This is a genomic window from Sinorhizobium fredii NGR234, assembly GCF_000018545.1.
Lineage (GTDB): Bacteria > Pseudomonadota > Alphaproteobacteria > Rhizobiales > Rhizobiaceae > Sinorhizobium > Sinorhizobium fredii_A.
This window is the reverse complement of the sequence record NC_012587.1, coordinates 1,246,791-1,271,701: the sequence shown is the minus strand read 5'-3', so window position 1 is coordinate 1,271,701 and position 24,911 is coordinate 1,246,791. Positions and strand designations below refer to the sequence as shown.

Below are 24,911 nucleotides of genomic sequence, written 5' to 3'. Positions count from 1 at the left end.
TTTTTTTTACGATTTCACGAATTTAGCGGTAAACAATGTTGTGTAGAGACGGTGACATCGTGAGTAGCCTAGCCGGGCACTCTCTAACGAGTCCGGGGGGGAAGCGACGCCCATATGGACGAGAGAGAGCCGCGACGACCTGAAGGGCCAAGCTTACCGGAACGCCGACGCGCCGACGCCTGATAAATAAAAACCCCGTTCAACCATCAGGTTACGGGGTCCTTTTAAACTTGATGGTGCGGTCGAGAAGACTCGAACTTCCACGGGTTGCCCCACAGCGACCTCAACGCTGCGCGTCTACCAATTCCGCCACGACCGCATCGTGGTAGGTGCCGATTGCGTCGGCGGGGCTGCATGTAGCAAAAGGATTCGGGGTGCACAAGGGTATGACGACAGAAATTTGACGGGAAACGGAACTATTTCCACGCCCCTTTCGCGAGGTGCTGGAAACGCTGGACTCTTGCCGCGCGCGGCCCCATGTACGGGCCGGGAAAAATCATCAATGCAGGCTTTTCATGCAGCGTGAGAACCTCAGCCAGACCATGTTTGCAGCACCGGGGTCGTCGCCGGTGCGCTGGCGCATCGCCCCTTCCCTCGTCGATTATCCACAGGCGGTCGAGACGATGGAGCGGGAGGCCGCCGCTATTGCGGACGGCACCGCGGACGAGCTGGTCTGGCTGGTCGAGCACCCGCCCCTCTACACGGCCGGGACGAGCGCGAACGAGACCGACCTGGTGATGCCCGGACGCTTTCCGGTGTTTGCCACCGGCCGTGGCGGCGAATACACCTATCACGGTCCCGGACAGCGGGTCGTCTATGTCATGCTCGACCTGAAGCGCCGCCGCCAAGACGTTCGCGGCTTCGTCGCCGCCCTCGAAAGTGTTGTCATCGCAACGCTTGATTCGATGAACATCAAGGGCGAGCGCCGCGAGGACCGGGTCGGCGTCTGGGTGCGCCGCCCGGAAAAGCCGCCGCTCATCGATGGATCAATGGCCGAGGACAAGGTCGCCGCCATCGGCATCCGGCTGCGCAGATGGGTCAGCTTCCACGGCTTCTCGCTGAATGTCGATCCGGATCTCGATCATTTCGAGGGCATCGTTCCCTGCGGCATCCGGGACTATGGCGTGACCAGCCTCGTCGACCTGGGCCTGCCGGTAATGATGTCCGACGTCGATATCCGGATCAGGGATGCGTTCGAGACGGTTTTCGGGCCGACGCGCACCGAGAGCCTGCGGGAATAACGGGAAGCGCGCTAATCCGGCCTCCGCTTTCCTCGCTCTCGCCAGATGATGAACAATCCGGAGCCGACGATGACGGCGATGCCGAGCCATCTGGAGGGTGTCGGAAAGTCACCGAAAACCAGGTAGCCGAGCGCCGTCGCGGAAACGATCTCGAAATAATGGAACGGCGCCAGCAGCGACAAAGGCGCCAGGCGGAAGGCCTTGACGACGAGGAGATGGCCGTAGCTCGATATCGTCCCTAAGGCGATCACGAGGATCCAGCCCAGCGGCGATCGCGGCAACGACGGCTCGAAATCGACGGCTCCGAACCCGTTGCCGATCGCGATGACGCCCACCATGAAGAGCGTGCCGCCAATTCCGGCGATCGTCTGCATGGCAAGCGGCGAATCGGCGCTGCCCACCGCGCGGTTGAGGAAGAGATAGCAGGCGAATAGGAAAGCGCAGGCCATCGGCAGCAGTGCCGTCAGGCCGAATATGGCAAAGCTCGGCTGAATGACGATCATTGCACCGCCAAATCCAACGGCAATGGCGGTCCACCGACGCCAGCCGACTTTTTCGCGCAGGATCAGTGCCGAAAGGCATGTCAGGATGAAAGGCTCGACGAAATAGATCGCGAATGCGTCGGCGAGCGGCATGTATTTTACGGAAACGAAGAACAGCAGGGCGGCCGCGGCAAGCAGCACGCCGCGCAGCAGGTTCGGCCAAAGCCGCTTCGGATAGATCGCCCGCAATCCGCCCGCCGTCAGCAGCAACGGAACGATCGAGACGAGCTGAAAGAAGAAGCGGTAGAAGGTCACCTGGCCGGGCGACATGCCCTCTGGACCGCCATGTATTTCGCGATCGCATCCATGCAGGGCAGGATGATCATGGCGAACAGCATGATCGTCACGCCCTGCATCACTGCGCTACGCTGGACGGCAGCCGTCTGTACTATTCCGTTCACGGTCATTCCCAATCCGAAGCTGGAGTTCGGTCCTGAACCTAGCCTGTTTCATCGCCGTTTCAACGCCGGGCCGAGCACAATCGTCAATGAAGCGAACGAGCCGCTTTTGGCTGCGTTTATGACGCTTCGGAGTGCTCCGCCCGAGTGCGAATGCCGATAAGCTCGGCTCACCTTCGCCCCGCAAGGGCATTCCGGCACCGTGCGGGCCGGCACCGTGCGGGCCATCGAAGATGTCAGGTGAAGAGGAGAGCGAGCCATGCGCTTATCCACCGAAACCGTGATCGCGCGCCTGCGTCAGACGGGAGACGGCGACACGCTGGGCGGCCGTATCTGGAGAGCGCGCGACGCGGCAAAACTATCGATCAAGGAACTGGCGGTCAGGGTCGGCGTGCGCGGCGAGACCATATCCGCCTGGGAGCGCGACCGTGCCGAGCCGCGCACGAACAGGCTCTTCATGCTCGCCAGCGTGCTCGGTGTCACGCCAGCCTGGCTGATTACCGGAATCGGCCGTGCCCCCGACGAAGGGCCATCCCATTCGCATACCGCGCTTCGCGAGCAACTCGAACTCGTCAAAAGACTGCACGAACAAACCGGAGAAGCGATCGCGGCGCTTGAGAGCGAGTTGGAACGGATCGAGGAAAATATCCGATAAGTCATGTATTTTCAGCTTACGCGCGTCGCATGTCGTTGTATTGACGAATGCAGTGCGATCGCCGAACAGTTGCGATTTTCGAGGGAGAAGAACAATGGACGTACGTGCCGCCGTGGCCACGCAGGCCGGCAAGCCGCTGGAAGTGATGACGGTTCAGCTCGAGGGCCCGCGGGCCGGCGAGGTGCTCATCGAGGTCAAGGCGACCGGCATCTGCCACACCGACGATTTCACCCTGTCGGGCGCCGACCCGGAAGGCCTGTTCCCGGCGATCCTCGGCCATGAGGGCGCCGGCATCGTCGTCGATGTCGGCCCCGGCGTCACTAGCGTGAAGAAGGGCGACCATGTCATTCCGCTCTATACGCCGGAATGCCGCGCCTGCCCCTCCTGCCTATCGCGCAAGACCAACCTCTGCACCGCGATCCGCGCCACCCAGGGGCAAGGCCTGATGCCGGACGGCACGAGCCGCTTCTCGATCGGCAAGGACAAGATCCACCACTATATGGGCTGCTCGACCTTCGCCAATTTCACCGTGCTGCCGGAGATCGCCGTCGCCAAGGTCAACCCGGACGCGCCCTTCGACAAGATCTGCTACATCGGCTGCGGGGTGACCACCGGCATCGGCGCGGTGATCAACACGGCCAAGGTGGAGATGGGCGCCACGGCGATCGTCTTCGGTCTCGGCGGCATCGGCCTCAACGTCATCCAGGGGCTTCGGCTTGCCGGCGCCGACATGATCATCGGCGTCGACCTGAACAACGACAAGAAGGCCTGGGGCGAGAAGTTCGGCATGACCCACTTCGTCAACCCGACAGAGGTCGGCGAGGACATCGTCGCCTATCTCGTCAACATGACGAAGCGCGGCGCCGACCAGATCGGCGGCGCCGACTACACCTTCGACTGCACCGGCAATACCAAGGTGATGCGCCAGGCGCTCGAGGCCTCGCATCGCGGCTGGGGCAAGTCGGTGGTGATCGGCGTGGCCGGCGCCGGCCAGGAGATCGCGACGCGGCCGTTCCAGCTGGTCACCGGCCGCACCTGGATGGGCACCGCCTTCGGCGGCGCGCGCGGCCGCACCGACGTGCCGAAGATCGTCGACTGGTACATGGAGGGCAAGATCGAGATCGATCCGATGATCACCCACACCATGGCCCTCGACGACATCAACAGGGGCTTCGAGCTGATGCATTCAGGCGAAAGCATCCGCTCGGTCGTCGTCTACTGAAATCACAACGAAAGTATCGGGGTGCCGGATCAGTTCCGGCGCTTTCCGTTCTGCCGGGAATTGCCGATGATCTATGTCGATGCCGATGCCTGCCCGGTGAAGGCGGAAATCCTCAAGGTGGCCGAACGCCACGGCTTCGAAGTCACCTTCGTCGCCAATTCGGGGCTGCGGCCGTCGCGTGACCCGATGGTCCACAATGTCATCGTCTCGGCGGGCTTCGACGCCGCGGACAATTGGATCGCCGAGCATGCCCGCGAAGGCGATATCGTCGTCACCGCCGACGTCCCGCTTGCCGGGCGCTGCGTCGCCACGGGTGCACTCGTCACCGGGCCGACCGGCCGGGTCTTCGACAAGGCGAATATCGGGCTCGCTTCGGCGATGCGGGATCTCGGCGCGCAGTTGCGGGAGACGGGCGAAAGCAAGGGCTACAACGCCTCCTTTACCGGACGAGACCGCTCCGCTTTCCTCGAAACGCTTGACCGGCTCTGCCGTCAGGTCAAAAGGTGAAGCGCGGGAACAACGGCGTGAGCGGCGAATGACATCGAAGACCCGGCTGAGGCATTGGCCATTCTACCTGGCGCTTGCCGGTGCCCTTCTCAGTGCGCCGGTCGGGCATGTATTGTTTCGCGAGGAGGCGATAGAGATCGCCGCCATCGTCTTCTTTTGCATATACCTGACAATCACGGCCTTCCGGCTGCCGAAACTCACCGGACATTATCTCGAGGCAAATGCGCGCGATACGGGTGAACCGGAGCCGATCATCTTTCTGGTGACGCTTTTGGCGGCCGCCGTATCGCTGGTGGCGCTGTTCGCAGCGCTCAATCGCGCCGGCGACGGCAGTGCGGTCGAATTGACCCTCGCCTTCGCCTCGGTCACGCTCGGATGGGCAACCGTCCATACGATGGCGGCGCTGCACTATGCGCATCTCTACTGGCTCGCGAACCGCCGCGCCGACGGCAGCGATCCCGCCTCGCGTGGGCTGGCCTTTCCTGAGACGGAAGCACCCGGCGGCTATGATTTTCTCTATTTCGCCTTCGTCATCGGCATGACCGCGCAGACCTCCGACGTTGCCATCACCACAACGGCGATGCGGCGCGTCAACTTGATGCATGCGGTCGTCTCGTTCTTCTTCAACACGGTGCTCGTCGCAGCCGCGGTCAATGCCGCGGTCCAGCTTGCCGGCGGCACTCCGTCACTTCCAGGGAGCATTCAATGAAAGTCATCTCGCAGAACACCGCCTTTGGCGGCATGCAGGGCGTCTTCGCGCATGACTCCAAGGCCTGCAAGGGCGAAATGACTTTCGCCGTCTATGTGCCGCCGCAGGCGACCCGCGAGCCTCGCCCGGTGGTCTGGTATCTCTCCGGCCTCACCTGCACCCACGCGAACGTCATGGAAAAGGGCGAATATCGCCGCATGGCCGCCGAGCTCGGCCTGATCGTCGTCTGCCCTGACACCAGTCCGCGCGGGGCGGATGTGGCGGACGAGCTGGCCAACTGGCAGATGGGCAAGGGCGCCGGCTTCTACCTCGATGCGACGCAGGAACCCTGGGCGGAACACTATCGGATGTACAGCTACATCACCGAGGAACTGCCTGCGCTTGTCCGCGAGCATTTCCGCGTCGACATGGACCGGCAGGGCATCTTCGGCCATTCGATGGGCGGCCATGGCGCCATGACCGTCGCGCTCAAGAACCCTGAGCGCTTCAGGAGTTGCTCGGCCTTTGCGCCGATCGTCGCCCCCTCGTCCGCCGACTGGTCGGTCGGCGCCTTCGAGAAATATCTCGGCGTCGACAAGGCCGCCTGGCGAAAATACGACGCCTGTGCGCTCGTCGAGGACGGCGCCCGCTTTCCGGAATTCCTGATCGACCAGGGCAAGGCGGACGGCTTCCTTGAGAACGGATTGCGGCCGTGGCTCTTCGAAGAGGCGGTGAAGGACACCGGCATCGGCCTGACGCTTCGCATGCACGAGCGCTACGACCATTCCTACTATTTCATCTCGACCTTCATGGACGATCACCTGAAGTGGCACGCCGAGAGGCTCGGCTGAGCCTGCCTTCCCGTCAGGAGGCCGGCTGGAACCGTGGCTGGCCGGCAGACTCGATCACACGCACGCTCGAATCCGCGAGGCCGTGATGGCCTTCGGTGTCGATTACCAGATGCCAGTGCGCCGTCTCGGGGATCGTCATCCGCAGTGGCGACTTCCGCGCCACGCCGCCGAAGAACTGGTGCTTCAGCGTTTCCGTGTAGCGCGTGAAGTTGACATCGGTCATCAGGCGAACATTGGCAACGGCCGATAGCGTGATCTCGATCCGTGTGCCGGCCCTTTGGGCCTTCAGATCGTAATGCGTGTAGTTCAGGGCTTGCTTCGCCATCGCCGTCCGACCGGGCCATATATAAGACATCGCTACGACAGTAGCGGTGGGCGCTTAACGAAAAGTGTTGGCCTTTCCCACTTCGTCGTTCTTTTGAGCCCCGCAGTCTTCGCCGGACTGGTCCTGATGGCCGCAATGGTTTAGAGCCTTTCCTGGATAAATTGAACCATTCTGCCGGAGCAGGTTTTCGCCAGGGCAGAGGCGATTGTCGAAGGTCGTACCCGAAGGTACGGCCGAGGCGATCACCTCTGAACCTGGCGGAAAGATGCCCGGCCCTTCGGGTTGGCTGAAGCGGGCGGCCTGTTTGCTCGGCTGGCTTGGCCGTATGCGTTGGCTACGCCGCGCGCCAGCCGAGCAAACATTCCACTCCGCTTGAGCCAACAGAATGGTTCAATTTAACCAGGAAAGGCTCTAAAGCCACCCATTGAAGAACTCGAAGCGGATCGCGGCAGATGGCAGGCATAGAACACAGGCAGGTGGATGGCGACGAGGCGGGCATGCGCCTCGACCGCTGGTTCAAGGTGCATTATCCAGGCTTGGGATTCGGCCCGCTGCAGAAGCTGTTGCGTTCCGGCCAGATCCGCGTCGACGGCGCGCGGGCGAAATCCGACACGCGCGTGCAGCCCGGCCAGACGATCCGCGTACCGCCGCTTGGCGTCGACGCGAAAGACACGAAAACCGGCCCGATCGGCGGGCGGGATCTCCGCCATTCCTCCGATGGAGATCTCCTGTCGCGCATGGTGCTGCATGAAGACGCCAAGGTCATCGTGCTCAACAAGCCTGCCGGCCTCGCCGTGCAGGGCGGCTCCGGCGTCAGCCGGCACATCGACAAGATGCTCGAGGCCTGGACGAGCCAGAAGGGCGAGAAGCCGCGCCTCGTGCATCGGCTGGACCGCGATACGTCCGGCGTGCTGGTCATCGCGCGGACGCGCGGCGCGGCTCAGCAATTGACGGCCGCCTTTCGCGAACGCGATACGAGGAAGATTTACTGGTCGCTGGTCAAGGGCGTGCCGCGCAAACGCGAGGACCGTATCTCTACCTGGCTGGTCAAGGAGCAGACGCCGGACGGCGACCGGATGCGGATCGCCAAGCACGGCGACGACGGCGCCGACCACGCCATCTCCTATTACCGGATCGTCGAGCAGGCCGGCCAGAACCTCGCCTGGCTGGAAATGGAACCCTATACCGGCCGCACCCATCAACTGCGCGTCCACGCCGCCCATATCGGCCATCCGATCATCGGCGACCCGAAATATTTCGAGGCGGACGTCAACTGGACCTTTCCCGGCGGCATCCAGAACCGGCTGCACCTGCATGCCCGCTGTATCGATATTCCGCATCCGAACGGTGGCCGGCTGAAGGTCACGGCGCCCCTTCCCCCGCATATGGTGCAGAGCTGGAACCTGCTCGGCCTGGACGAGAGCGCCGCCGGCGAGGACGATTGATGAAGCTGGTGCTCTTCGATTGCGACGGAACGCTGGTCGACAGCGCCGGCCTCATCCATGAGGTGATGAGCCGCACCTTCGATGCTTTCGAGCTTCGCCGGCCCGAGGCGGGGGCGACGAGGTCGATCATCGGGCTGACGCTCGACATCGCGATTGCCCGGTTGCTGGGCCAGCTTCACGTCGACGACCGCGCCACGGCGATGACGACACATTACAAGTCGATCTTCAGCACGGTTCGCGGTGAACGGGTCTTCCAGGAAGCGCTGTTTCCGGGCATTGCCGAGATGATGCAAGTCTTGGCCGCCCGCGACGAAGTGTTGATCGGCGCGGTGACCGGAAAGTCGAGGCAGGGCCTCCGGCACATCGCCGCGACCCACGGTTTCGACAAGCTGTTCTTCGTCTCGCGGACTGCGGACGACTGTCCCTCGAAGCCGCATCCGGCCATGGTGATGGAGTGCTGCGTCGAGGCAGGCGTCGACCCGAAGGACACCATTGTGATCGGCGACGCGATTTACGATATGCAGATGGCAAAGGCGGCTGGCGCCGGTGCCCTCGGGGTCGCCTGGGGTTATGCCAGCGTTCCGGAACTGGTCGAGGCCGGCGCCGATCACATTGCCCGGGTGCCGGCAGACATCATCGAATGGATGGAAGCGAACCATGCCTGATATTCGCGACGACTTGAGCAACCTCAGCCACGAAGATCCGGTGCGCCGAGCGCAGATCCAGATGCAGAAGCCGTTGGCGAAACGTTTCTACAAGACTGTCGGCGTCGCCCCGGCAGAAGGCGGCGGCCACGCCGTCCTTCTCGACGGCCGGTCCGTCCGCACGCCCGCAAAACGGCCGCTCGCCGTCCCCACACGCAAGCTTGCAGAGCTGCTGGCCGCCGAGTGGGATGCACAGGCCGAGATCATCGATCCATCGGCCATGCCGCTGACCCGCCTCGTCAACACCGCCCTTGACGGCGTGGCGCTCGACCAGCGCGCCGTCTTCGACGACATCCTGCGTTTCACCGGCAGCGACCTACTCTGCTATCGCGCCGACAGCCCGGCCGGGCTGGTGGAACGGCAGAACGCCATCTGGAATCCGGTTATCGATTGGGCGGCCCAATCGCTTGGCGCCCGATTCATCCTTGTCGAGGGTGTCATTCACCAGGAACAGCCGCGCGAGGCGATTTCCGCCTATGCCGAAGGCCTGCGCGCCTTTGCAACGCCGCTCGGCCTCGCCTGCCTGCACACGATCACCACACTGACTGGATCGGCCCTGCTCGCGTTGGCCTTCGGCATGGGCCGGCTCTCGGCGGAAGACGCATGGTCGGCCGCCCATGTCGACGAGGACTGGCAGATCGACCATTGGGGCACCGACGAGGAGGCCTTCCAACGGCGCGAGAAGCGCTGGCAGGAAATGCAGGCGGCCACCGCCGTGCTCGACGCACTGAGATAAGAGCGCCTGCCGTAGCGGCAGGCGCCTTACTATGCGTCAGGCGGCGAGCTTGAGACCGGCAATGCCGGCGACGATCAGGCCGATGCAGCCGAGCCGAACGGCTGTCGCGGGCTCGGCGAAGAGAACAATGCCGAGGATGACGGTGCCGATCGTGCCGATGCCGGTCCAGACGGCATAGGCCGTGCCGAGCGGCAGCGAACGCACTGCGATTCCAAGCAGGACCACGCTCAGGATCATCGATCCGACCGTGAGCACGGTCGGCGTCAGCCGCGTAAATCCGTCGGTATATTTGAGGCCGATTGCCCAGCCGATTTCGAGAAGTCCGGCGAGAAGCAGAGTGAACCAGGCCATGTCAGGCTCCTTCAACTGGAGCGAGGCCGTCCCCGCGGGTGTTCGGATCTGTAGATCCGTGCAGCCGTCTGCATCATGCTTTCACTGCCACAAGGCGGCGCAGGCAGCAAGACGCCCCGCCGGCAAACCAGCCTTGCATCGCCGGCACCGCTCGTCAGGAATTCCGCTCGCGGCGCAGTTTCGCCCACCACTCGAGCCGCTTGCGGATGTCCCGCTCGAAGCCGCGCTCCGGAGGATCGTAGAAGGTCTTCCGACCCATCTTCTCGGGGAAGTAATCCTGGCCGGAAAAAGCATCCGGTTCGTCATGATCGTAGCGGTAGCCCTCGCCGTAGCCCTCCCCCTTCATGAGCTTGGTCGGCGCATTGAGGATATGCTTCGGCGGCAGCAGCGAGCCGTTTTCCTTGGCGGCGCGCATAGCCCCCTTGTAGGCCGTATAGAGCGCGTTCGATTTCGGCGCCGTGGCGACATAGACGCAGGCCTGCGCCAGCGCCAGTTCGCCTTCCGGCGAACCGAGATAGTCATAGGCATCCTTGGCGGCGTTGCAGATCACCAGCGCCTGCGGATCGGCAAGGCCGATATCCTCGATCGCCATCCGCACCAGCCGCCTGCCGATATACAATGGATCCTCGCCTGCATCGAACATCCGGCAGAGATAGTAGAGCGCCGCGTCCGGGTCGGATCCGCGAACCGACTTGTGCAGCGCCGAGATCAGATTGTAGTGACCGTCCTGGCCCTTGTCGTAAACCGGCGCACGGCGCTGGACGATGTCCCGCAGCGCCTCGGTGTCGAAAATCTCGTCCTGGCGCGCCGCCCGCCAGACCTCTTCGGCTAGCGTCAGCACCGCCCGGCCATCGCCATCGGCCATGCGGATCAGGCTGCCGCGGGCGTCCGCGTCGAGCGGCAGCGGCTTGCCCTCGGCCTGCTCGGCACGCGTCAGGAGTTCTTCGAGGCTCGCCTCGTCATGCGCCTTGAAGGTCAGCACCCGCGCCCGCGAGAGCAGCGCGGCGTTGAGCTCGAAAGAAGGATTCTCGGTGGTGGCACCGACGAGGATCACGGTCCCGTTTTCCATGACGGGCAGGAAACTGTCCTGCTGGGCGCGGTTGAAGCGATGAATCTCATCGACGAAGAGCAATGTCTGACGTCCCGACATGCGCCGGGCACGGGCGGATTCGAAAACCTTCTTGAGGTCGGCGACGCCGGAGAAGATCGCCGAGATCTGCTCGAAGGCCAGGCCCGCCTCCCCGGAAAGCAGGCGGGCGACGGTGGTCTTGCCGGTGCCCGGCGGCCCCCAAAAGATCATCGAGCCGAGCGAGCCCGAGGCGATCATCCGCGTCAGGGCGCCGTCCGCGCCGGTCAAATGTTCCTGCCCGGTCACCTCGGCGAGCGTGCGCGGCCGCAGCCGGTCGGCAAGCGGCCTTGCCGAGGCCATCTCAGGCGGTTCAACGGGGGAGAAGAGATCGCTCATCGGAAGAATTGTCGGATTAGCTGGCCGTCGCGCTCGATCTCGACCCGCCAGAACGAGGCGTCTTCGGCAACGATGCTTTCCAGCGTCTTCGAATTGTCGATCGGCGTTCCATTGACGGAGCGTACGATATCTTTCGGCTCAAGGCCAATGCGCGCTGCGGGCGAGCCGCGATTGACCTCGGTGACGACGACTCCCGTGAGCGACGTCGGCATGCGCAGTTCATCGGCAAGCCGCGGCGAAAGATTGGCGACGACGGCGCCGGCAAAGGGGTTCCTCCCCTCGATCAGCCGTTCGTCGCGCGGCGCGGTTTCCGGTGCCTGCTCGAGCTTCAGGGTGATGTCGTGCGCCTCACCATGTTCGGTAACCGTGACCCGTGCTTCATGGCCGATCCCGACGGTCGTCAGCCGGTAGCCGAGAGCATCCGGGTGCTCCACCGAAATGCCGTTGACGGCCGTCACCACCTGCCCCGGCTTCATGCCGGCATTCGCCGCCGGTCCATCCGGCTGAACGGCCGACACGAGGGCGCCGCGGGCCCGATCGAGGCCCAGCGCTTCGGCGACATCTGACGTGACCGGCTCGAAGGTCGCGCCGACGAAGGGACGGATGAAGGAGCCGCCACCGCCCTCCGCTGAGGCCACGAAGACCTTCACAAGGTTTGCCGGGATTGCGAAGCCGACGCCGTTCGAGCCACCGCCCCGCGAGAAGATCGCGGTGTTGATGCCGATCAGTTCACCCTTCACGTTGATCAAGCCGCCGCCGGAATTGCCGGGGTTGATCGCCGCGTCGGTCTGGATGAAGAAGCCGAAATCGCCGGAAGAAACCTGGTTGCGGGCGAGCGCCGAAACGATGCCGCTGGTCACCGTCTGCCCGACCCCGAACGGGTTGCCCATCGCCAGGACGAGATCGCCGACTTCGACGGCATCCGAGTCGCCGATCGGGATGATGCCGAACGGCCCATCCGCCTCGATCTTCATGACCGCGAGGTCGAGGCGATCGTCCTTGAGGATGATCTTGCAGGGATACTCCCGCCCGTCGGCAAGTGCCACCTTGATGTCGTCTGCCCCCTCGATGACGTGATTGTTGGTCACCACGATGCCGTCACTGCGAACGATCACCCCGGATCCGAGCGACGACTGCTTCTCCGTGCGGTTCGGCATGCGCTGGCCAAAGAACTCCTCGAAGAAGGGATCGACCGATCGCCGCTCGACGACCCGCTCGGCATAGACATTCACCACGGCATTCGCCGTCTGCTTGACCAGCGGCGCGAAAGACAGCTGCATTTCCGTGTGGGATTGCGGGACGGTCTTGTTCTCTTGCGCTGTGGCCGGGGCGGACATGGCAATCGCAAGAACAAGAGCCGGCAAGGCTCGGCGGCCAAAATTCATGAAGCATTCTCCCTTTCGTTGCCGGCCTGCATGTTTCCTTAAATCCTAGCCGATTTAAGGATAAAAACATGCAGCAATTCAAAGTACTACAGCGACCTTTGCGCGTCTGATAAGACGCGCGGCGCTGTAGGTTCAGATAGGATTTCGCAAGAAAAAAGGCAAACGCAAGGCTGTCGCTCGGAGATCAAATGCGCCGGAGATTCCTGCGCCTTTTCAGGCTTTTGCGGCATTCGTCGAGGATCAGCGGCGGCTGTACGCCAATACGGCCCCGCTCACGCGCCGCGCACGAAAACGTGGTCTCCTCCATCTTTCGCAGTGATCGAATCTCTGGTCATCTTGGCTCAATCCGCTTTCAACCTTTCTTGAGGAAGCACCATGCCCGTCTACCGCCCACCGCGGATCGCCGCATCCGAAATCACCCCGGAGCGTTTCTTCCTCGATCGCCGCAGTTTTCTCGCCGCCGCGGGCGGCCTCGTTCTCGGTGGGACCGGTATGGCTCATGCGGCCGCGCTCAAAACTTCCGCCAGCCCGTACAAGGTCGACGAGACCCTGACGCCCGAAAAGGACGTCACGAGCTACAATAATTTCTACGAGTTCGGCACCGGAAAGGCCGATCCGGCCACCAATTCGGCAAGCTTCAAGCCGACGCCCTGGACCGTGAAGGTGGACGGCCTCGTCGGCAAGCCGCGGCAGTTCGGCCTCGACGAACTGCTCGCCTTACCGCTCGAAGAGCGGATCTACCGGATGCGCTGCGTCGAAGCCTGGTCGATGGTGATCCCCTGGGTCGGCTTTCCGCTGGCGAGCCTTCTCGACAAGGTCGAGCCGCTCGGCAGCGCCAAATATGTCGCCTTCGAAACCGTCGTCCGCCCTGAGGAAATGCCTGGCCAAGCCGGCTACTTCCAGCCGCTGCCCTGGCCGTATCAGGAAGGCTTGCGGCTCGACGAAGCGCGCCATCCCCTGACGATCCTCGCCGTCGGCCTCTACGGCAAGACCTTGCCGAACCAGAACGGCGCACCGCTACGGTTGGTCGTCCCCTGGAAATACGGCTTCAAGGGAATCAAATCGATCGTGCGCATCTCGCTCACCGAAACCGCCCCGCCCTGCACCTGGAACCTCGCCGCACCGGATGAATACGGCTTCTATGCCAATGTGAACCCGGCGGTCGATCACCCGCGCTGGAGCCAGGCAACCGAAAACCGCATCGGCGAAGGCGGCTTCTTCGGCTCCAACCGCCGCGACACGCTTCCCTTCAACGGCTACGCCGACGAGGTCGCGGGGCTATATGCCGGCATGGACCTCAGGGTAAACTTCTGACCATGGCCCTCGTACCCGCTTTACCGAAACGCTATCACGGTCCCTCGGTGTGGGCGCTCTACGCCCTCGGCTTCATCCCTGCGGCATGGGCGTTCTATCTCGGCGCAACCGGCCGATTGCCGGGCAATGCGGTCAAGGAATTCGAGCACCTGCTTGGCCTCTGGGCGCTGCGCTTCCTGGTGGCGACGCTGACGATAACGCCGCTTCGCGATCTCTTTGGCCTGAACTGGCTGCGATACCGTCGCGCCCTCGGCCTGCTCGCCTTCTATTACGTGCTGATGCACTTCTTTTCCTACATGCTGCTCGACCAGATGCTGCGCGTCCAGGCAATTCTCGCCGACATCGCCCGCCGGCCTTTCATCACGATCGGCATGGCAGCCCTCGTCATGCTGATTCCGCTGGCGCTTACCTCGAACAATTGGTCGATCCGCAAGCTTGGCCAGCGGTGGAACAAGCTGCACCGCCTCGCCTATGTGATCGCCGCCGCCGGGGCTTTGCACTTCGCGATGGCCGTCAAGGTCGTGGGGCCCGAGCAGATGCTCTACATCGTCCTCGTCGCACTGCTGCTCGCATGGCGCGCGGTGCGGACGCCCTTCCTGCGCTGGAAGCGGCAAAGGACAGCTTTGGCGCGATCCCATCCTGCAACGCAAAAAGCGGCCGGGTGAAACTCACCCGGCCGCTTCAACCCAGTTGCGAGGCTGCCCTGATCAGGCGGCTTCGGCTGCTTCCGCTTCAGCGGCAACGCGAGCGCGATCCTTTGCACCCTTGGCATCGACGTCGCGGTCAACGAATTCGATGACGGCGAGCGGGGCGTTGTCGCCCTGGCGGAAGCCCGCCTTCATGATGCGCAGGTAGCCGCCGTTGCGGGTGGCGTAGCGCGATGCGATCGCGTCGAACAGCTTCGAGACGACGGCAACGTCGCGGATCTGCGAGATCGCCTGGCGGCGGGCATGCAGGTCGCCACGCTTGCCGAGCGTGACGAGCTTCTCGACGATCGGACGGATTTCCTTGGCCTTCGGCAGGGTCGTGACGATCTGCTCGTGCTCGATCAGCGACGCTGCCATGTTGGCAAACATCGCCTTGCGGTGGCTGGCGGTTCTATTCAGCTTGCGGCCGGCTTTACCGTGGCGCATGGCTATTCTCCTTTACTTGCAGGCATCCGCCCGCAGTCTAATGGGTTAGTATTGGTCTTCGTAACGCTTGGCGAGATCTTCGATGTTCTCCGGCGGCCAGGACGGCACTTCCATGCCGAGGTGCAGGCCCATGGAAGCGAGAACTTCCTTGATCTCGTTGAGCGACTTGCGACCAAAATTCGGCGTCCGGAGCATTTCCGCTTCGGTCTTCTGAATGAGGTCGCCGATATAGACGATGTTGTCGTTCTTCAGGCAGTTGGCCGAACGGACGGAGAGTTCCAGCTCGTCGACCTTCTTGAGAAGCGCCGGGTTGAAGGCGAGCTCGGTGACTGCCTCTTCCTCGGCTTCCTTCTGCGGCTCGTCGAAATTGACGAATACCGACAGCTGGTCCTGAAGGATGCGGGCGGCAAACGCGATCGCGTCTTCACCCGTGACGGAGCCGTCGGTTTCGATCGACATCGTCAGCTTGTCGTAGTCGAGAACCTGACCTTCGCGGGTGTTTTCGACCTTGTAGGACACCTTCTTGACCGGCGAATAGAGGCTGTCGACCGGGATGAGGCCGATCGGCGCATCTTCCGAACGGTTGCGCTCGGCCGGCACATAGCCCTTGCCGTTGTTGACGGTGAACTCCATGCGAATCTCGGCGCCCTCGTCGAGCGTGCAGATCACGTGGTTCGGGTTGAGGATCTCGATATCGCCAACCGTCTGGATGTCACCGGCCGTCACGACGCCCGGGCCCTGCTTGCGCACGACCATGCGCTTGGAATCGTCGCCATCCATCTTGATGGCGATTTCCTTGATGTTGAGCACGATGTCCGTCACATCTTCCCGCACACCCGGGATCGAGGAGAACTCGTGCAATACGCCGTCGATCTGCACCGCGGTTACGGCAGCACCGCGCAGCGACGACAGCAGCACGCGACGAAGCGCGTTGCCGAGGGTCAGACCAAAGCCGCGCTCAAGCGGTTCCGCCACCAGCGTTGCCTTGGTGCGGCCGGAGGAGGTGAAATCCACCTTGTTCGGCTTGATCAATTCCTGCCAATTTTTCTGGATCATGTTTTCTGCCTTCCGTTCGTTGCCACCATCCAATCGTGGCAACCGAGCCCCGAAGTCCGGGAGAACGCACCCGCGCTCTCACCGGAATCTTGAATACAAATGATCAGACGCGGCGCTTCTTGCGCGGGCGGCAGCCGTTGTGCGGGATCGGCGTCACGTCGCGGATCGACGTGATCATGAAGCCCGCAGCCTGCAGCGCGCGAAGTGCGGATTCACGGCCCGAACCCGGTCCGCAAACTTCCACTTCCAGCGACTTCATGCCGTGTTCCTGAGCCTTCTTGGCGCAGTCTTCGGCGGCGATCTGAGCGGCGAACGGGGTCGACTTGCGCGAACCCTTGAAGCCCTTCGCACCGGCGGACGACCAGGCAATCGCATTGCCCTGCGCGTCGGTGATGGTGATCATCGTGTTGTTGAACGACGAATTGACGTGCGCGACGCCAGACGTGATGTTCTTGCGCTCGCGGCGGCGAACGCGGGTGGCTTCCTTGGCCATAGGATCCCTTTCTTAGATCTCTGCACCGCCGTAATTCCAGCGGCTCCACCGGGAAAAGGATTGGTCGTCCCCTACCCTGCATCTTCAAATTTCGCGAAACCGGCACGCCGGCTCCGCATTCGTTTCGCCGAACCGCATGCGGTTCCGCACGGGAGGGCATTCACCCTTCCCAAACTGCAAAAGGAGACCGGCGCGGACGCCAGCCTCCCGTTTTCCCTTTTCGGGAAATTACTTCTTCTTGCCGGCGATCGCCTTTGCCGGACCCTTGCGGGTGCGGGCATTGGTGTGGGTACGCTGACCGCGCACCGGCAGGCCGCGACGATGACGCAGGCCACGGTAGCAGCCGAGGTCCATCAGGCGCTTGATGTTCATCGACGTTTCGCGGCGCAGATCGCCCTCGACCTGGTAGTCGCGGTCGATCGTCTCACGAATCTGAAGGACTTCGGCGTCCGTCAGCTGGTGCACGCGACGGTCAGTCGGAATGCCGACCTTCTCGACGATTTCATGAGCAAATTTCGTGCCGATCCCGTGAATGTAGGTCAGCGCGATGACGACGCGCTTTGCCGTCGGGATGTTGACGCCAGCGATACGTGCCACGTCTATTCTCCTTGCGTTCCAGTTGCCATCCGGCAATAGGTGCTTCGTTACGCGGCCTCGAAGAGCCGCCCGTTGATTGAGGTTCGAGACACGTCAAAAACGACCGTACCCGGACTTCATTGTTTCGAAGACCGCGCCGATCGCTTCTCATGTCGCGAGTTGACGCTGTCTTTGGAGGAATCACCTGGAAAAGTCAACTCCCCGGCGCTTCCATTTTGGCAAAGACGACAGCCTATGCCAGAATCTTGTCGATCTCGGCGGTGACCGCTTCCACGTCCGCCATCCCGTCCACGGTCTTCAACTGACCGGTCTGGGCATAATGCTCCGACAGCGGAGCAGTCTTTTCCCGGTATTCCGTCAAGCGGCGCTTGAAGGCCTCGGGATTGTCGTCGGAGCGCACCGTACCGCCGGCAGCGACGGTTTCCGCTACGCGATTCTCCATGCGCCGGACAAGAGCGGCCTCATCGACCTTCAGTTCGACGACCGCATCCAGCTTCAGGCCCTTGCTGTCGAGCATCCGGTCAAGCGCAATGGCCTGCGGAACCGTGCGCGGATAGCCGTCGAGAATGAAGCCCTTCGCGCAGTCCTGCGCGTCGATGCGGTCGGAGACGATTTCATTGACGATTTCGTCGGAGACCAGCTGACCGGCGTCCATCACCGCCTTGGCGCGCTTGCCGACCTCGGTCGCCTGGGCAACGGCGGCCCGGAGCATGTCCCCTGTGGAAAGCTGCGGAATGCCGTATCTCTCCGTCAGAAGCTTGGCCTGCGTGCCCTTGCCAGCGCCCGGCGGTCCCAAAAAAATAAGTCTCATCGTCCCCTCTTTCCTCCGCGCAGCTTCGACTTCTTGATCAGTCCCTCATATTGCTGGGCAATGAGGTGACCCTGGATCTGTGCTACCGTATCAAGGGTGACGCTGACAACAATCAAAAGCGACGTACCACCAAGGTAGAACGGCACGCCTGTCTGAGAGATGAGAATTTCCGGCAGGATGCAGACGAAAATCAGGTAGATGGCACCGATGACGGTGATGCGGGTCAGCACGTAGTCGATGTATTCGGCGGTGCGCTCGCCCGGGCGAATCCCCGGAATGAAGCCGCCGTGCTTCTTCAGATTGTCGGCCGTATCCTTCGGGTTGAAGACGATTGCCGTGTAGAAGAAGGCGAAGAAGGCGATCATCGCCCCATAGAAGAGCATGTAGAGCGGCTGGCCATGCGCGAGCGCCCCGACGATCGTCGTCGCCCAGCCGGGCAGCGTCGCCGCATTGGCGAAACCGGCAAGCGTCGCGGGCAGCAACAGCAGCGACGACGCGAAGATCGCCGGGATCACGCCCGAGGTATTGAGCTTCAGCGGCAGGTGCGACGTATCGCCCTGGAACATGCGGTTGCCGACCTGGCGCTTCGGATACTGGATCAGCAGGCGGCGCTGGGCGCGCTCGACGAAGACGATCAGCGCGATGACCGCGACCACCATGATGATGATCGCTAGGATGAGCGGCGTCGACAGGGCGCCGGTACGGCCGAGCTCCAGGGTTCCAGCAAGCGCGGTCGGGAGATGCGCGACGATACCGGCGAAGATGATCAGCGAAATACCGTTGCCGATGCCGCGCGACGTGATCTGCTCACCGAGCCACATCAGGAACATCGTGCCGCCGAGCAGCGAAATGACCGTCGAAATCCGGAAGAACCAGCCCGGATCGTTGACGAGGCCGTTGCCGCTTTCGAGACCCACTGCGATGCCATAGGCCTGAAGCGCGCCGAGCAGCACCGTGCCGTAGCGCGTATACTGGTTGATGACCTTGCGGCCCTGCTCGCCTTCCTTCTTCAACTGCTCGAGCGCCGGGACGACCGAGGTCATCAGCTGCACGATAATCGAAGCGGAAATATAGGGCATGATGCCGAGCGCGAAGATCGCCATGCGCTCCACTGCACCGCCCGAAAACATGTTGAACAGGCCGAGGATGCCGCCGGCCTGGCCCTGGAAGGCCTGGGCGAACGCGGCCGGGTTGAGGCCGGGCAGCGGGATGTAGGTGCCAAGACGGTAAACCAGAAGCGCACCAAGGGTGAACCAGAGCCTTTTCTTCAGATCCTCCGCTTTCGCGAAAGTCGAAAAATTCAGGTTCGAGGCGAGCTGTTCCGCTGCAGAAGCCATGCAATTCTCCGCGTACCAAGTCTCGGAAACAGCGGGAGAAACCCGGTCAGTTCCGGCAAGAGTAAGTCTTCGTCGTTGAAAACCGGGCGCGAGGCGATTGTCGCTGCAATCGGATGCCTCACCGTGGTTTCCGTTGTGTCCAGTCGCGGCAAGTGATTCGCCACCCTCGGACGTGAGGCTCACATATGGGAGCAAAACCGCCCGGCGTGAAGCACCCCGGGCAGTTCATCAGTCATATTATTCCGCAGCGGCGGCGGCGAGCAGCTTTATCGAGCCGCCAGCCTTTTCGATCTTCTCGACGGCCGGCTTGGAAGCGCCGGCGACTTCGAGCGAAATCTTCGCCTTCAGCTCGCCGTCGGCGAGAACGCGGACGCCGTCCTTCTCGCGACGGATGACGCCGGCGGCCTTCAGGGCAGCCGCATCGACGGTCTTCGAAGCGTCGAGCTTCTTGGCATCGATTGCCGTCTGGATACGGCCGAGCGACACGACAACAAACTCCGACGCGAAGATGTTGTTGAAGCCGCGCTTCGGCAGACGACGGTAGATGGGCATCTGGCCGCCTTCGAAGCCGTTGATCGCAACGCCCGAACGGGCCTTCTGACCCTTCACGCCGCGACCGGCGGTTTTGCCGGAGCCGGAGCCGATACCGCGGCCAAGACGCTTGCGGCTCTTGGTCGCGCCTTCGTTGTCCTTGATTTCATTCAGTTTCATATCAGGATCCCCCTCACTTCTCGTCGACGACGCGAACGAGGTGCTGGACGGCCCGGATCATGCCGCGAACGGCCGGAGTGTCTTCCAGCGTGCGAACCCGGTGCATCTTGTTGAGGCCCAGACCGACAAGCGTCTGACGCTGTACGGCCGGACGGCGGATGGGGCTACCAATCTGCTCGACGGTAACCGTCTTCTTGGCAACTTCTTTCTTAGCCATCTGTCAGCTCCCTTATTCTTCGGAAGCAGCGCCGGCGGCAACGCGACGAGCCTGGAGCGTGGCGTATTTCATGCCGCGCTGTGCCGCGATGTCCTTCGGGTGCATCTGGTTCTTGAGCGCGTCGAAGGTGGCGCGAACCATGTTGTAGGGGTTCGACGAACCGGTCGACTTGGCAACGACGTCGTGAACGCCGAGCGTCTCAAAGACGGCGCGCATCGGACCACCGGCGATGATACCGGTACCGGCCTTGGCCGAACGCAGCAGCACCTTGCCGGCGCCGTGACGGCCATTGACGTCGTGATGCAGCGTGCGACCGCCGCGAAGCGGCACGAAGATCAGGTCGCGCTTGGCAGCTTCCGTTGCCTTGCGGATGGCTTCCGGCACTTCGCGTGCCTTACCATGGCCGAAGCCAACGCGGCCCTTCTGGTCGCCGACGACGACGAGAGCGGCGAAACCGAAACGACGACCGCCCTTCACCACCTTGGCGACGCGGTTGATTGCGACGAGCTTATCGACAAATTCGCTGTCGCGCTCTTCACGGTTCTGGCGATCTTCGCGAGAACCTCTTCTTTCTTGTGCCATTGTCCTCTTCCTTTTTCTTTTCCGGGTGCAATCGGCAGATTGACGAAAGTCGCCTCGAACAAGCCGAAGCGACCGGGGGTAATGCGAGGCAGAATCCGCCCGGACATCTCTGCCCGGGCGGTGAACATTAGAAGTTCAGGCCGCCTTCGCGAGCTGCCTCGGCCAGCGCCTTGACGCGGCCGTGGTAGATGAAGGCGCCGCGATCGAAGACGACGTCCTTGACGCCTGCCTTGGAAGCGCGCTCGGCGAGGAGCTTGCCGACGGCAGTAGCTGCGGCAGTGTCGGCGCCGGTCTTCAGCGCAGACTTGAGATCTGCCTCGAGGGTCGAGGCAGCGGCAATCGTCTTGCCGGCAACGTCATCGATGATCTGCGCATAGATGTTCTTCGACGAGCGATGAACCGACAGGCGCGGGCGGCCATTGGCGACCGCCTTGATTTGACGGCGCACGCGGCTGGCGCGACGCACAAGAGTATCTTTCCTGCTAGCCATTTCGCGTGATCCTTACTTCTTCTTGCCTTCTTTGCGGACAATCCGCTCGCCGGCATACTTGACGCCCTTGCCCTTGTAGGGCTCGGGGCCGCGGTATTCGCGGATTTCCGCGGCAACCTGGCCGACCTGCTGCTTGTTGATGCCCGAAACGACGATTTCCGTCGGCTTCGGCACAGCGATCGTGATGCCTTCCGGCGTCTGATAGACGACGTCATGGCTGAAACCGAGCGCCAGCTGCAGGTTCTTGCCCTGCATAGAAGCACGGTAGCCGACGCCGTTGATCTCGAGCTTGCGCTCGTAGCCGTCCTTGACGCCCTTGAAGATGTTCTCGACCATCGTGCGGGACATGCCCCACTTGGCACGAGCATCCTTGCTTTCATTGAGCGGCTGAACAACAACCGCATTGTTTTCGAGCTTCACCGAAACTTCGTCGTTTGCGACGAAGAACAGTTCGCCCTTCGGACCCTTCGCCGTTACCTTCTGGCCATCAACGCTAGCCGTGACGCCTGCCGGAACCTGAACGGGTTTCTTACCGATACGAGACATTTTTATACCTGTCTGTTCGCCATGGAGATCCTGCCCGGTCTTAGAAGACCGAGCAAAGAAGCTCGCCACCAACATTCTGTTCGCGTGCCTGGTGATCGGCCATCACGCCCTTCGGGGTCGAAAGGATGGTGATGCCGAGGCCGTTCGCGACCTGCGGAATGGACTTGACCGAGACATAGACCCGGCGGCCCGGCTTTGAGACGCGCGCGATCTCACGGATCACGGAAGCGCCTTCGTAGTATTTCAGTTCGATGTTCAGCTCGGCCTTGCCGTTGCCGAATTCGACTTCGGAGTATCCACGGATATAGCCTTCGGCCTGAAGGACATCCAGAACGCGTGCGCGCAGCTTCGAGGCCGGCGTCGAAACGCTGGACTTGCGGCGAGCAGCACCGTTGCGGATACGGGTGAGCATATCGCCCAAAGGATCAGTCATTGCCATGTACCCGTCTCCTTACCAGCTCGACTTGACGATGCCCGGCACCTTGCCGAGATTGCCGAGTTCGCGAAGCGCGATACGCGACATGCGAAGCTTGCGATAGTAGGCGCGCGGACGGCCGGTGACTTCGCAACGGTTGCGGATGCGGGTCTTCGATCCATCGCGCGGCAGTTCTGCCAGCTTGAGGGTGGCCTTGAACCGCTCTTCGATCGACAAAGACTGGTTCATGATGATTGCCTTGAGGGCAGCACGCTTAGCGGCTTGTCCGGCAACCAGTTTGCGGCGGCGCTTGTTCTTTTCAACTGCGCTCGTTTTCGCCATAACAGTTATCCTTCTTTACGCTTGTCGTTACGGATTACTGACGGAACGGGAAGTTGAACTCTGCAAGCAGAGCGCGCGCTTCGTCGTCGTTAGTTGCCGTCGTGCAAACGATGATGTCCATGCCCCACATCTGATCAACCTTGTCGTAGTTGATCTCAGGGAACACAATGTGCTCCTTGATGCCCATGGCGAAGTTGCCACGTCCATCGAAGGACTTCGGGTTGAGGCCGCGGAAGTCGCGAACACGCGGCAGAGCGATGTTCACGAGGCGATCCAGGAACTCATACATCCGAACGCCGCGCAGGGTAACCTTGGCACCAATCGGCATGCCTTCGCGCAGCTTGAAGCCGGCGATGGAGTTGCGAGCGCGGGTGATCACCGGCTTCTGGCCGGCAATCGCTGCGAGGTCGGCAGCAGCAACGGACGGCTTCTTGGAATCGCCGGTCGCTTCGCCAACACCCATGTTGATGACGATCTTGTCGAGGCGCGGGATCTGCATTTCGTTGGCGTAGGAGAACTTCTCCTGCATCGCCTTGCGGATGCGCTCTACATATTCCTTCTTGAGCCGCGGCTCATAAGCGGTCTTAGCCATCGATCACTTCTCCCGAACGCTTGGCCACGCGGACCTTCTTTTCACCGTCGATCTTGAAGCCAACGCGGGTCGGCTTGCCGTCCTTCGGATCGGCGATCGCGATGTTCGAAAGGTGGATCGGGGCTTCCTTGCTGATAATGCCGGCTTCCTGGTTCTGGGTCTGGCGCTGGTGGCGCTTCACCACGTTGACGCCGCGCACCACAGCCCGGTCTTCCTTCGGCATGACCTGGATGACTTCGCCGGTGCGGCCCTTGTCCTTACCGGTGAGTACGACGACCTTGTCGCCCTTGCGAATCTTCTGCATCTCTCAACGCTCCCTTAGAGTACTTCCGGAGCCAGCGAGATAATCTTCATGTGGTTCTTGGCGCGAAGTTCGCGCGGAACCGGTCCGAAGATACGGGTGCCGATCGGCTCTTTCTTGTTGTCGATAAGAACGGCTGCGTTGGTGTCGAAACGGATGACACTGCCATCCGGACGGCGGATGTCCTTCGCGGTGCGAACGACAACGGCCTTCATGACATCACCCTTCTTCACGCGGCCGCGCGGAATGGCTTCCTTGATCGAAACGACGATGATGTCGCCGATCGACGCATACTTGCGCTTGGAGCCGCCCAGCACCTTGATGCACATGACACGACGTGCGCCGGAATTATCCGCCACGTCGAGGTTTGTTTGCATCTGAATCATGTCAGGTCGCCTTCTTGTTGTTACCAGGCCGGTTGGGTCGAAACCCCCTCGCCCGGCTTATTGTGCTCATCTCAAAGCAAAAGAACGCCCGGACTCGAGCGTTCCCCAGCTTTAATTGCGTGCTTCATACAGATATTTGCCCAAGACGCAAGGGTCCGGCGGGCAAAACCTGCACAAATCAAGCCTGGGCGGCGATTACCGTCCAGCGCTTGTCCTTGGAGATCGGTGCACATTCCTCGATGGAAACGACATCACCGACCTTATACTGGTTGTTCTCGTCGTGAGCCTTGTACTTCTTGGAACGACGGACGGTCTTCTGGAGGATCGGGTGCGCAAAGCGGCGCTCGACCTTGACGACGACGGTCTTGTCGTTCTTGTCGCTGACGACGGTGCCCTGCAGAATGCGTTTCGGCATTTATTCTGGTCCTTAGGCCTTGGCTTCTGCCGCCTTCTGGCGGGCAATGGTTTTGATGCGTGCGATGTCCTTGCGGACTTCGTCGATACGCGAAGACTTTTCGAGCTGGCCGGTAGCCTTCTGGAAGCGCAGGTTGAACTGCTCCTTCTTCAGCTTGGCGAGCTCTTCCTTGAGTTGGTCGGCGCTCAGAGCGCGAACATCTGCGGCTTTCATGAGCTTCACTCCTTACTCTGCGATACGCTGCACGAAGCGCGTCTTGACAGAGAGCTTGGCAGCGCCAAGACGAAGTGCCTCACGAGCAAGTTCTTCGTTGACACCATCGATCTCGAACATCATACGGCCGGGCTTGACCTTGCATGCCCAGTATTCCACCGAACCCTTACCCTTACCCATGCGGACTTCGGTCGGCTTGGCGGTGACCGGGACGTCCGGGAACACGCGGATCCAGACGCGACCGGCGCGCTTCATGTGGCGGGTGATCGCGCGGCGGGCCGCTTCGATCTCGCGGGCATTGACGCGGTTCGGTTCCTGAGCCTTCAGGCCGAATTCGCCGAAGGCGAGATCAGAACCGCCCTTGGCAACGCCCTTGATGCGGCCCTTGAATTGCTTGCGATACTTCGTACGCTTTGGCTGCAACATTTTTTTACTTCTCCGATAT

General features: G+C 62.1%; 34 protein-coding genes, 1 tRNA gene and 1 pseudogene. 11 read left to right on the top strand and 25 right to left on the bottom strand.

Annotation, left to right across the window (positions count from 1 at the left end; genetic code table 11):
- Positions 1-234: 234 nt before the first annotated feature.
- Positions 235-319 (bottom strand) — tRNA-Leu (locus NGR_RS17420).
- A gap of 196 nt (positions 320-515) precedes the next feature.
- Here NGR_RS17420 and lipB point away from each other — a divergent pair.
- Positions 516-1,241 carry a lipoyl(octanoyl) transferase LipB gene (lipB, locus tag NGR_RS17415; protein WP_012707791.1) on the top strand — a complete coding sequence of 242 codons (726 nt, stop codon included), beginning with the start codon at positions 516-518 and terminating at the stop codon, positions 1,239-1,241.
- Positions 1,242-1,252: 11 nt separating this feature from the next.
- Here the strand turns inward: lipB and NGR_RS17410 are convergent.
- A pseudogene (locus NGR_RS17410) lies at positions 1,253-2,139 on the bottom strand (DMT family transporter).
- A 301-nt stretch (positions 2,140-2,440) separates the two neighbouring features.
- On the opposite strand from NGR_RS17410, the gene NGR_RS17405 reads away from it, so the two are divergent.
- From NGR_RS17405 to fghA, 5 genes are all read left to right on the top strand, one after another.
- On the top strand, positions 2,441-2,836 hold the full coding sequence (locus tag NGR_RS17405; protein WP_012707788.1) for a helix-turn-helix domain-containing protein: 396 nt from the start codon (positions 2,441-2,443) through the stop codon (positions 2,834-2,836).
- Positions 2,837-2,930: 94 nt separating this feature from the next.
- Complete coding sequence (locus NGR_RS17400) at positions 2,931-4,058, top strand: S-(hydroxymethyl)glutathione dehydrogenase/class III alcohol dehydrogenase (protein ID WP_012707787.1); 1,128 nt, start codon at positions 2,931-2,933, stop codon at positions 4,056-4,058.
- Between the two features lie 66 nt (positions 4,059-4,124).
- Complete coding sequence (locus NGR_RS17395; RefSeq protein WP_164924278.1) at positions 4,125-4,565, top strand: YaiI/YqxD family protein; 441 nt, start codon at positions 4,125-4,127, stop codon at positions 4,563-4,565.
- A gap of 28 nt (positions 4,566-4,593) precedes the next feature.
- Positions 4,594-5,274: a DUF1345 domain-containing protein gene (locus tag NGR_RS17390; protein WP_012707785.1), complete on the top strand. Its 681-nt coding sequence runs from the start codon at positions 4,594-4,596 to the stop codon at positions 5,272-5,274.
- The gene (gene fghA, locus NGR_RS17385) at positions 5,271-6,104 is read left to right on the top strand and encodes an S-formylglutathione hydrolase (protein ID WP_012707784.1); all 834 of its coding nucleotides are present in this window, start codon (positions 5,271-5,273) and stop codon (positions 6,102-6,104) included. The genes NGR_RS17390 and fghA overlap by 4 nt, the downstream gene beginning before the upstream one ends.
- Before the next feature lie 13 nt (positions 6,105-6,117).
- Here the strand turns inward: fghA and NGR_RS17380 are convergent, their stop codons facing one another.
- Complete coding sequence (locus NGR_RS17380; protein ID WP_012707783.1) at positions 6,118-6,429, bottom strand: DUF1883 domain-containing protein; 312 nt, start codon at positions 6,427-6,429, stop codon at positions 6,118-6,120.
- Between the two features lie 452 nt (positions 6,430-6,881).
- Between NGR_RS17380 and NGR_RS17370 the strand changes: the two genes are divergently transcribed.
- From NGR_RS17370 to NGR_RS17360, 3 genes are read left to right on the top strand one after another with little or no spacing between them, the layout of a single operon-like run.
- Positions 6,882-7,874: an RluA family pseudouridine synthase gene (locus NGR_RS17370; RefSeq protein WP_012707782.1), complete on the top strand. Its 993-nt coding sequence runs from the start codon at positions 6,882-6,884 to the stop codon at positions 7,872-7,874.
- Complete coding sequence (locus NGR_RS17365) at positions 7,874-8,539, top strand: HAD-IA family hydrolase (RefSeq protein ID WP_012707781.1); 666 nt, start codon at positions 7,874-7,876, stop codon at positions 8,537-8,539. Before NGR_RS17370 ends, NGR_RS17365 begins: the two co-directional genes overlap by 1 nt.
- Complete coding sequence (locus NGR_RS17360) at positions 8,532-9,314, top strand: ATP12 family chaperone protein (RefSeq protein ID WP_012707780.1); 783 nt, start codon at positions 8,532-8,534, stop codon at positions 9,312-9,314. The genes NGR_RS17365 and NGR_RS17360 overlap by 8 nt, the downstream gene beginning before the upstream one ends.
- Positions 9,315-9,350: 36 nt before the next feature.
- Here the strand turns inward: NGR_RS17360 and sugE are convergent, their stop codons facing one another.
- The 3 genes from sugE to NGR_RS17345 form a co-directional block, all read right to left on the bottom strand.
- Positions 9,351-9,665: a quaternary ammonium compound efflux SMR transporter SugE gene (gene sugE, locus NGR_RS17355; RefSeq protein ID WP_012707779.1), complete on the bottom strand. Its 315-nt coding sequence runs from the start codon at positions 9,663-9,665 to the stop codon at positions 9,351-9,353.
- Positions 9,666-9,819: 154 nt separating this feature from the next.
- Positions 9,820-11,130: a replication-associated recombination protein A gene (locus NGR_RS17350; RefSeq protein ID WP_012707778.1), complete on the bottom strand. Its 1,311-nt coding sequence runs from the start codon at positions 11,128-11,130 to the stop codon at positions 9,820-9,822.
- Positions 11,127-12,515 carry a DegQ family serine endoprotease gene (locus NGR_RS17345; protein WP_012707777.1) on the bottom strand — a complete coding sequence of 463 codons (1,389 nt, stop codon included), beginning with the start codon at positions 12,513-12,515 and terminating at the stop codon, positions 11,127-11,129. Before NGR_RS17345 ends, NGR_RS17350 begins: the two co-directional genes overlap by 4 nt.
- Positions 12,516-12,890: 375 nt before the next feature.
- On the opposite strand from NGR_RS17345, the gene msrP reads away from it, so the two are divergent.
- Both msrP and msrQ read left to right on the top strand, forming a co-directional pair.
- Entirely contained in the window at positions 12,891-13,829 is a 939-nt protein-coding gene (gene msrP, locus NGR_RS17340; RefSeq protein ID WP_012707776.1) for a protein-methionine-sulfoxide reductase catalytic subunit MsrP, read from the top strand.
- 2 nt (positions 13,830-13,831) lie between these two features.
- The gene (msrQ, locus tag NGR_RS17335; RefSeq protein WP_012707775.1) at positions 13,832-14,494 is read left to right on the top strand and encodes a protein-methionine-sulfoxide reductase heme-binding subunit MsrQ; all 663 of its coding nucleotides are present in this window, start codon (positions 13,832-13,834) and stop codon (positions 14,492-14,494) included.
- Positions 14,495-14,536: 42 nt separating this feature from the next.
- Here msrQ and rplQ read toward each other — a convergent pair whose 3' ends face one another.
- The 19 genes from rplQ to rplP form a co-directional block, all read right to left on the bottom strand.
- Positions 14,537-14,962: a 50S ribosomal protein L17 gene (gene rplQ / locus NGR_RS17330; protein WP_012707774.1), complete on the bottom strand. Its 426-nt coding sequence runs from the start codon at positions 14,960-14,962 to the stop codon at positions 14,537-14,539.
- Between the two features lie 45 nt (positions 14,963-15,007).
- On the bottom strand, positions 15,008-16,018 hold the full coding sequence (locus NGR_RS17325) for a DNA-directed RNA polymerase subunit alpha (protein WP_012707773.1): 1,011 nt from the start codon (positions 16,016-16,018) through the stop codon (positions 15,008-15,010).
- A 103-nt stretch (positions 16,019-16,121) separates the two neighbouring features.
- Complete coding sequence (gene rpsK / locus NGR_RS17320; RefSeq protein ID WP_003536496.1) at positions 16,122-16,511, bottom strand: 30S ribosomal protein S11; 390 nt, start codon at positions 16,509-16,511, stop codon at positions 16,122-16,124.
- A 228-nt stretch (positions 16,512-16,739) separates the two neighbouring features.
- Positions 16,740-17,108 (bottom strand): 30S ribosomal protein S13, encoded by a 369-nt coding sequence (gene rpsM, locus NGR_RS17315; protein ID WP_012707772.1) that lies wholly within the window; start codon positions 17,106-17,108, stop codon positions 16,740-16,742.
- A 232-nt stretch (positions 17,109-17,340) separates the two neighbouring features.
- Positions 17,341-17,919 carry an adenylate kinase gene (locus tag NGR_RS17310; RefSeq protein ID WP_012707771.1) on the bottom strand — a complete coding sequence of 193 codons (579 nt, stop codon included), beginning with the start codon at positions 17,917-17,919 and terminating at the stop codon, positions 17,341-17,343.
- Positions 17,916-19,256, bottom strand: a complete 1,341-nt coding sequence (secY, locus tag NGR_RS17305) for a preprotein translocase subunit SecY (RefSeq protein ID WP_012707770.1) — start codon at positions 19,254-19,256, stop codon at positions 17,916-17,918. Before secY ends, NGR_RS17310 begins: the two co-directional genes overlap by 4 nt.
- Before the next feature lie 237 nt (positions 19,257-19,493).
- On the bottom strand, positions 19,494-19,967 hold the full coding sequence (gene rplO, locus NGR_RS17300; protein ID WP_012707769.1) for a 50S ribosomal protein L15: 474 nt from the start codon (positions 19,965-19,967) through the stop codon (positions 19,494-19,496).
- Positions 19,968-19,980: 13 nt separating this feature from the next.
- Entirely contained in the window at positions 19,981-20,184 is a 204-nt protein-coding gene (gene rpmD / locus NGR_RS17295; RefSeq protein ID WP_003536508.1) for a 50S ribosomal protein L30, read from the bottom strand.
- A 12-nt stretch (positions 20,185-20,196) separates the two neighbouring features.
- On the bottom strand, positions 20,197-20,766 hold the full coding sequence (rpsE, locus tag NGR_RS17290; RefSeq protein ID WP_012707768.1) for a 30S ribosomal protein S5: 570 nt from the start codon (positions 20,764-20,766) through the stop codon (positions 20,197-20,199).
- A 127-nt stretch (positions 20,767-20,893) separates the two neighbouring features.
- Positions 20,894-21,256 (bottom strand): 50S ribosomal protein L18, encoded by a 363-nt coding sequence (gene rplR / locus NGR_RS17285; RefSeq protein WP_012707767.1) that lies wholly within the window; start codon positions 21,254-21,256, stop codon positions 20,894-20,896.
- Positions 21,257-21,268: 12 nt separating this feature from the next.
- A complete protein-coding gene (gene rplF, locus NGR_RS17280; protein ID WP_012707766.1) occupies positions 21,269-21,802 on the bottom strand; it encodes a 50S ribosomal protein L6 in 534 nt (177 codons plus the stop codon).
- Between the two features lie 40 nt (positions 21,803-21,842).
- Positions 21,843-22,241, bottom strand: coding sequence for a 30S ribosomal protein S8 (rpsH, locus tag NGR_RS17275; RefSeq protein WP_012707765.1), 399 nt, complete (start codon positions 22,239-22,241; stop codon positions 21,843-21,845).
- Positions 22,242-22,253: 12 nt separating this feature from the next.
- Positions 22,254-22,559 (bottom strand): 30S ribosomal protein S14, encoded by a 306-nt coding sequence (gene rpsN, locus NGR_RS17270; protein ID WP_012707764.1) that lies wholly within the window; start codon positions 22,557-22,559, stop codon positions 22,254-22,256.
- A 34-nt stretch (positions 22,560-22,593) separates the two neighbouring features.
- Complete coding sequence (rplE, locus tag NGR_RS17265) at positions 22,594-23,151, bottom strand: 50S ribosomal protein L5 (RefSeq protein ID WP_012707763.1); 558 nt, start codon at positions 23,149-23,151, stop codon at positions 22,594-22,596.
- Positions 23,144-23,455 (bottom strand): 50S ribosomal protein L24, encoded by a 312-nt coding sequence (gene rplX, locus NGR_RS17260; protein ID WP_012707762.1) that lies wholly within the window; start codon positions 23,453-23,455, stop codon positions 23,144-23,146. The genes rplE and rplX overlap by 8 nt, the downstream gene beginning before the upstream one ends.
- A gap of 14 nt (positions 23,456-23,469) precedes the next feature.
- Positions 23,470-23,838: a 50S ribosomal protein L14 gene (gene rplN / locus NGR_RS17255; protein WP_012707761.1), complete on the bottom strand. Its 369-nt coding sequence runs from the start codon at positions 23,836-23,838 to the stop codon at positions 23,470-23,472.
- A 178-nt stretch (positions 23,839-24,016) separates the two neighbouring features.
- Positions 24,017-24,253 carry a 30S ribosomal protein S17 gene (rpsQ, locus tag NGR_RS17250; RefSeq protein ID WP_012707760.1) on the bottom strand — a complete coding sequence of 79 codons (237 nt, stop codon included), beginning with the start codon at positions 24,251-24,253 and terminating at the stop codon, positions 24,017-24,019.
- Between the two features lie 12 nt (positions 24,254-24,265).
- Positions 24,266-24,466, bottom strand: a complete 201-nt coding sequence (rpmC, locus tag NGR_RS17245; RefSeq protein ID WP_011975176.1) for a 50S ribosomal protein L29 — start codon at positions 24,464-24,466, stop codon at positions 24,266-24,268.
- Between the two features lie 12 nt (positions 24,467-24,478).
- The gene (gene rplP / locus NGR_RS17240) at positions 24,479-24,892 is read right to left on the bottom strand and encodes a 50S ribosomal protein L16 (protein WP_003536531.1); all 414 of its coding nucleotides are present in this window, start codon (positions 24,890-24,892) and stop codon (positions 24,479-24,481) included.
- Positions 24,893-24,911: the final 19 nt, after the last annotated feature.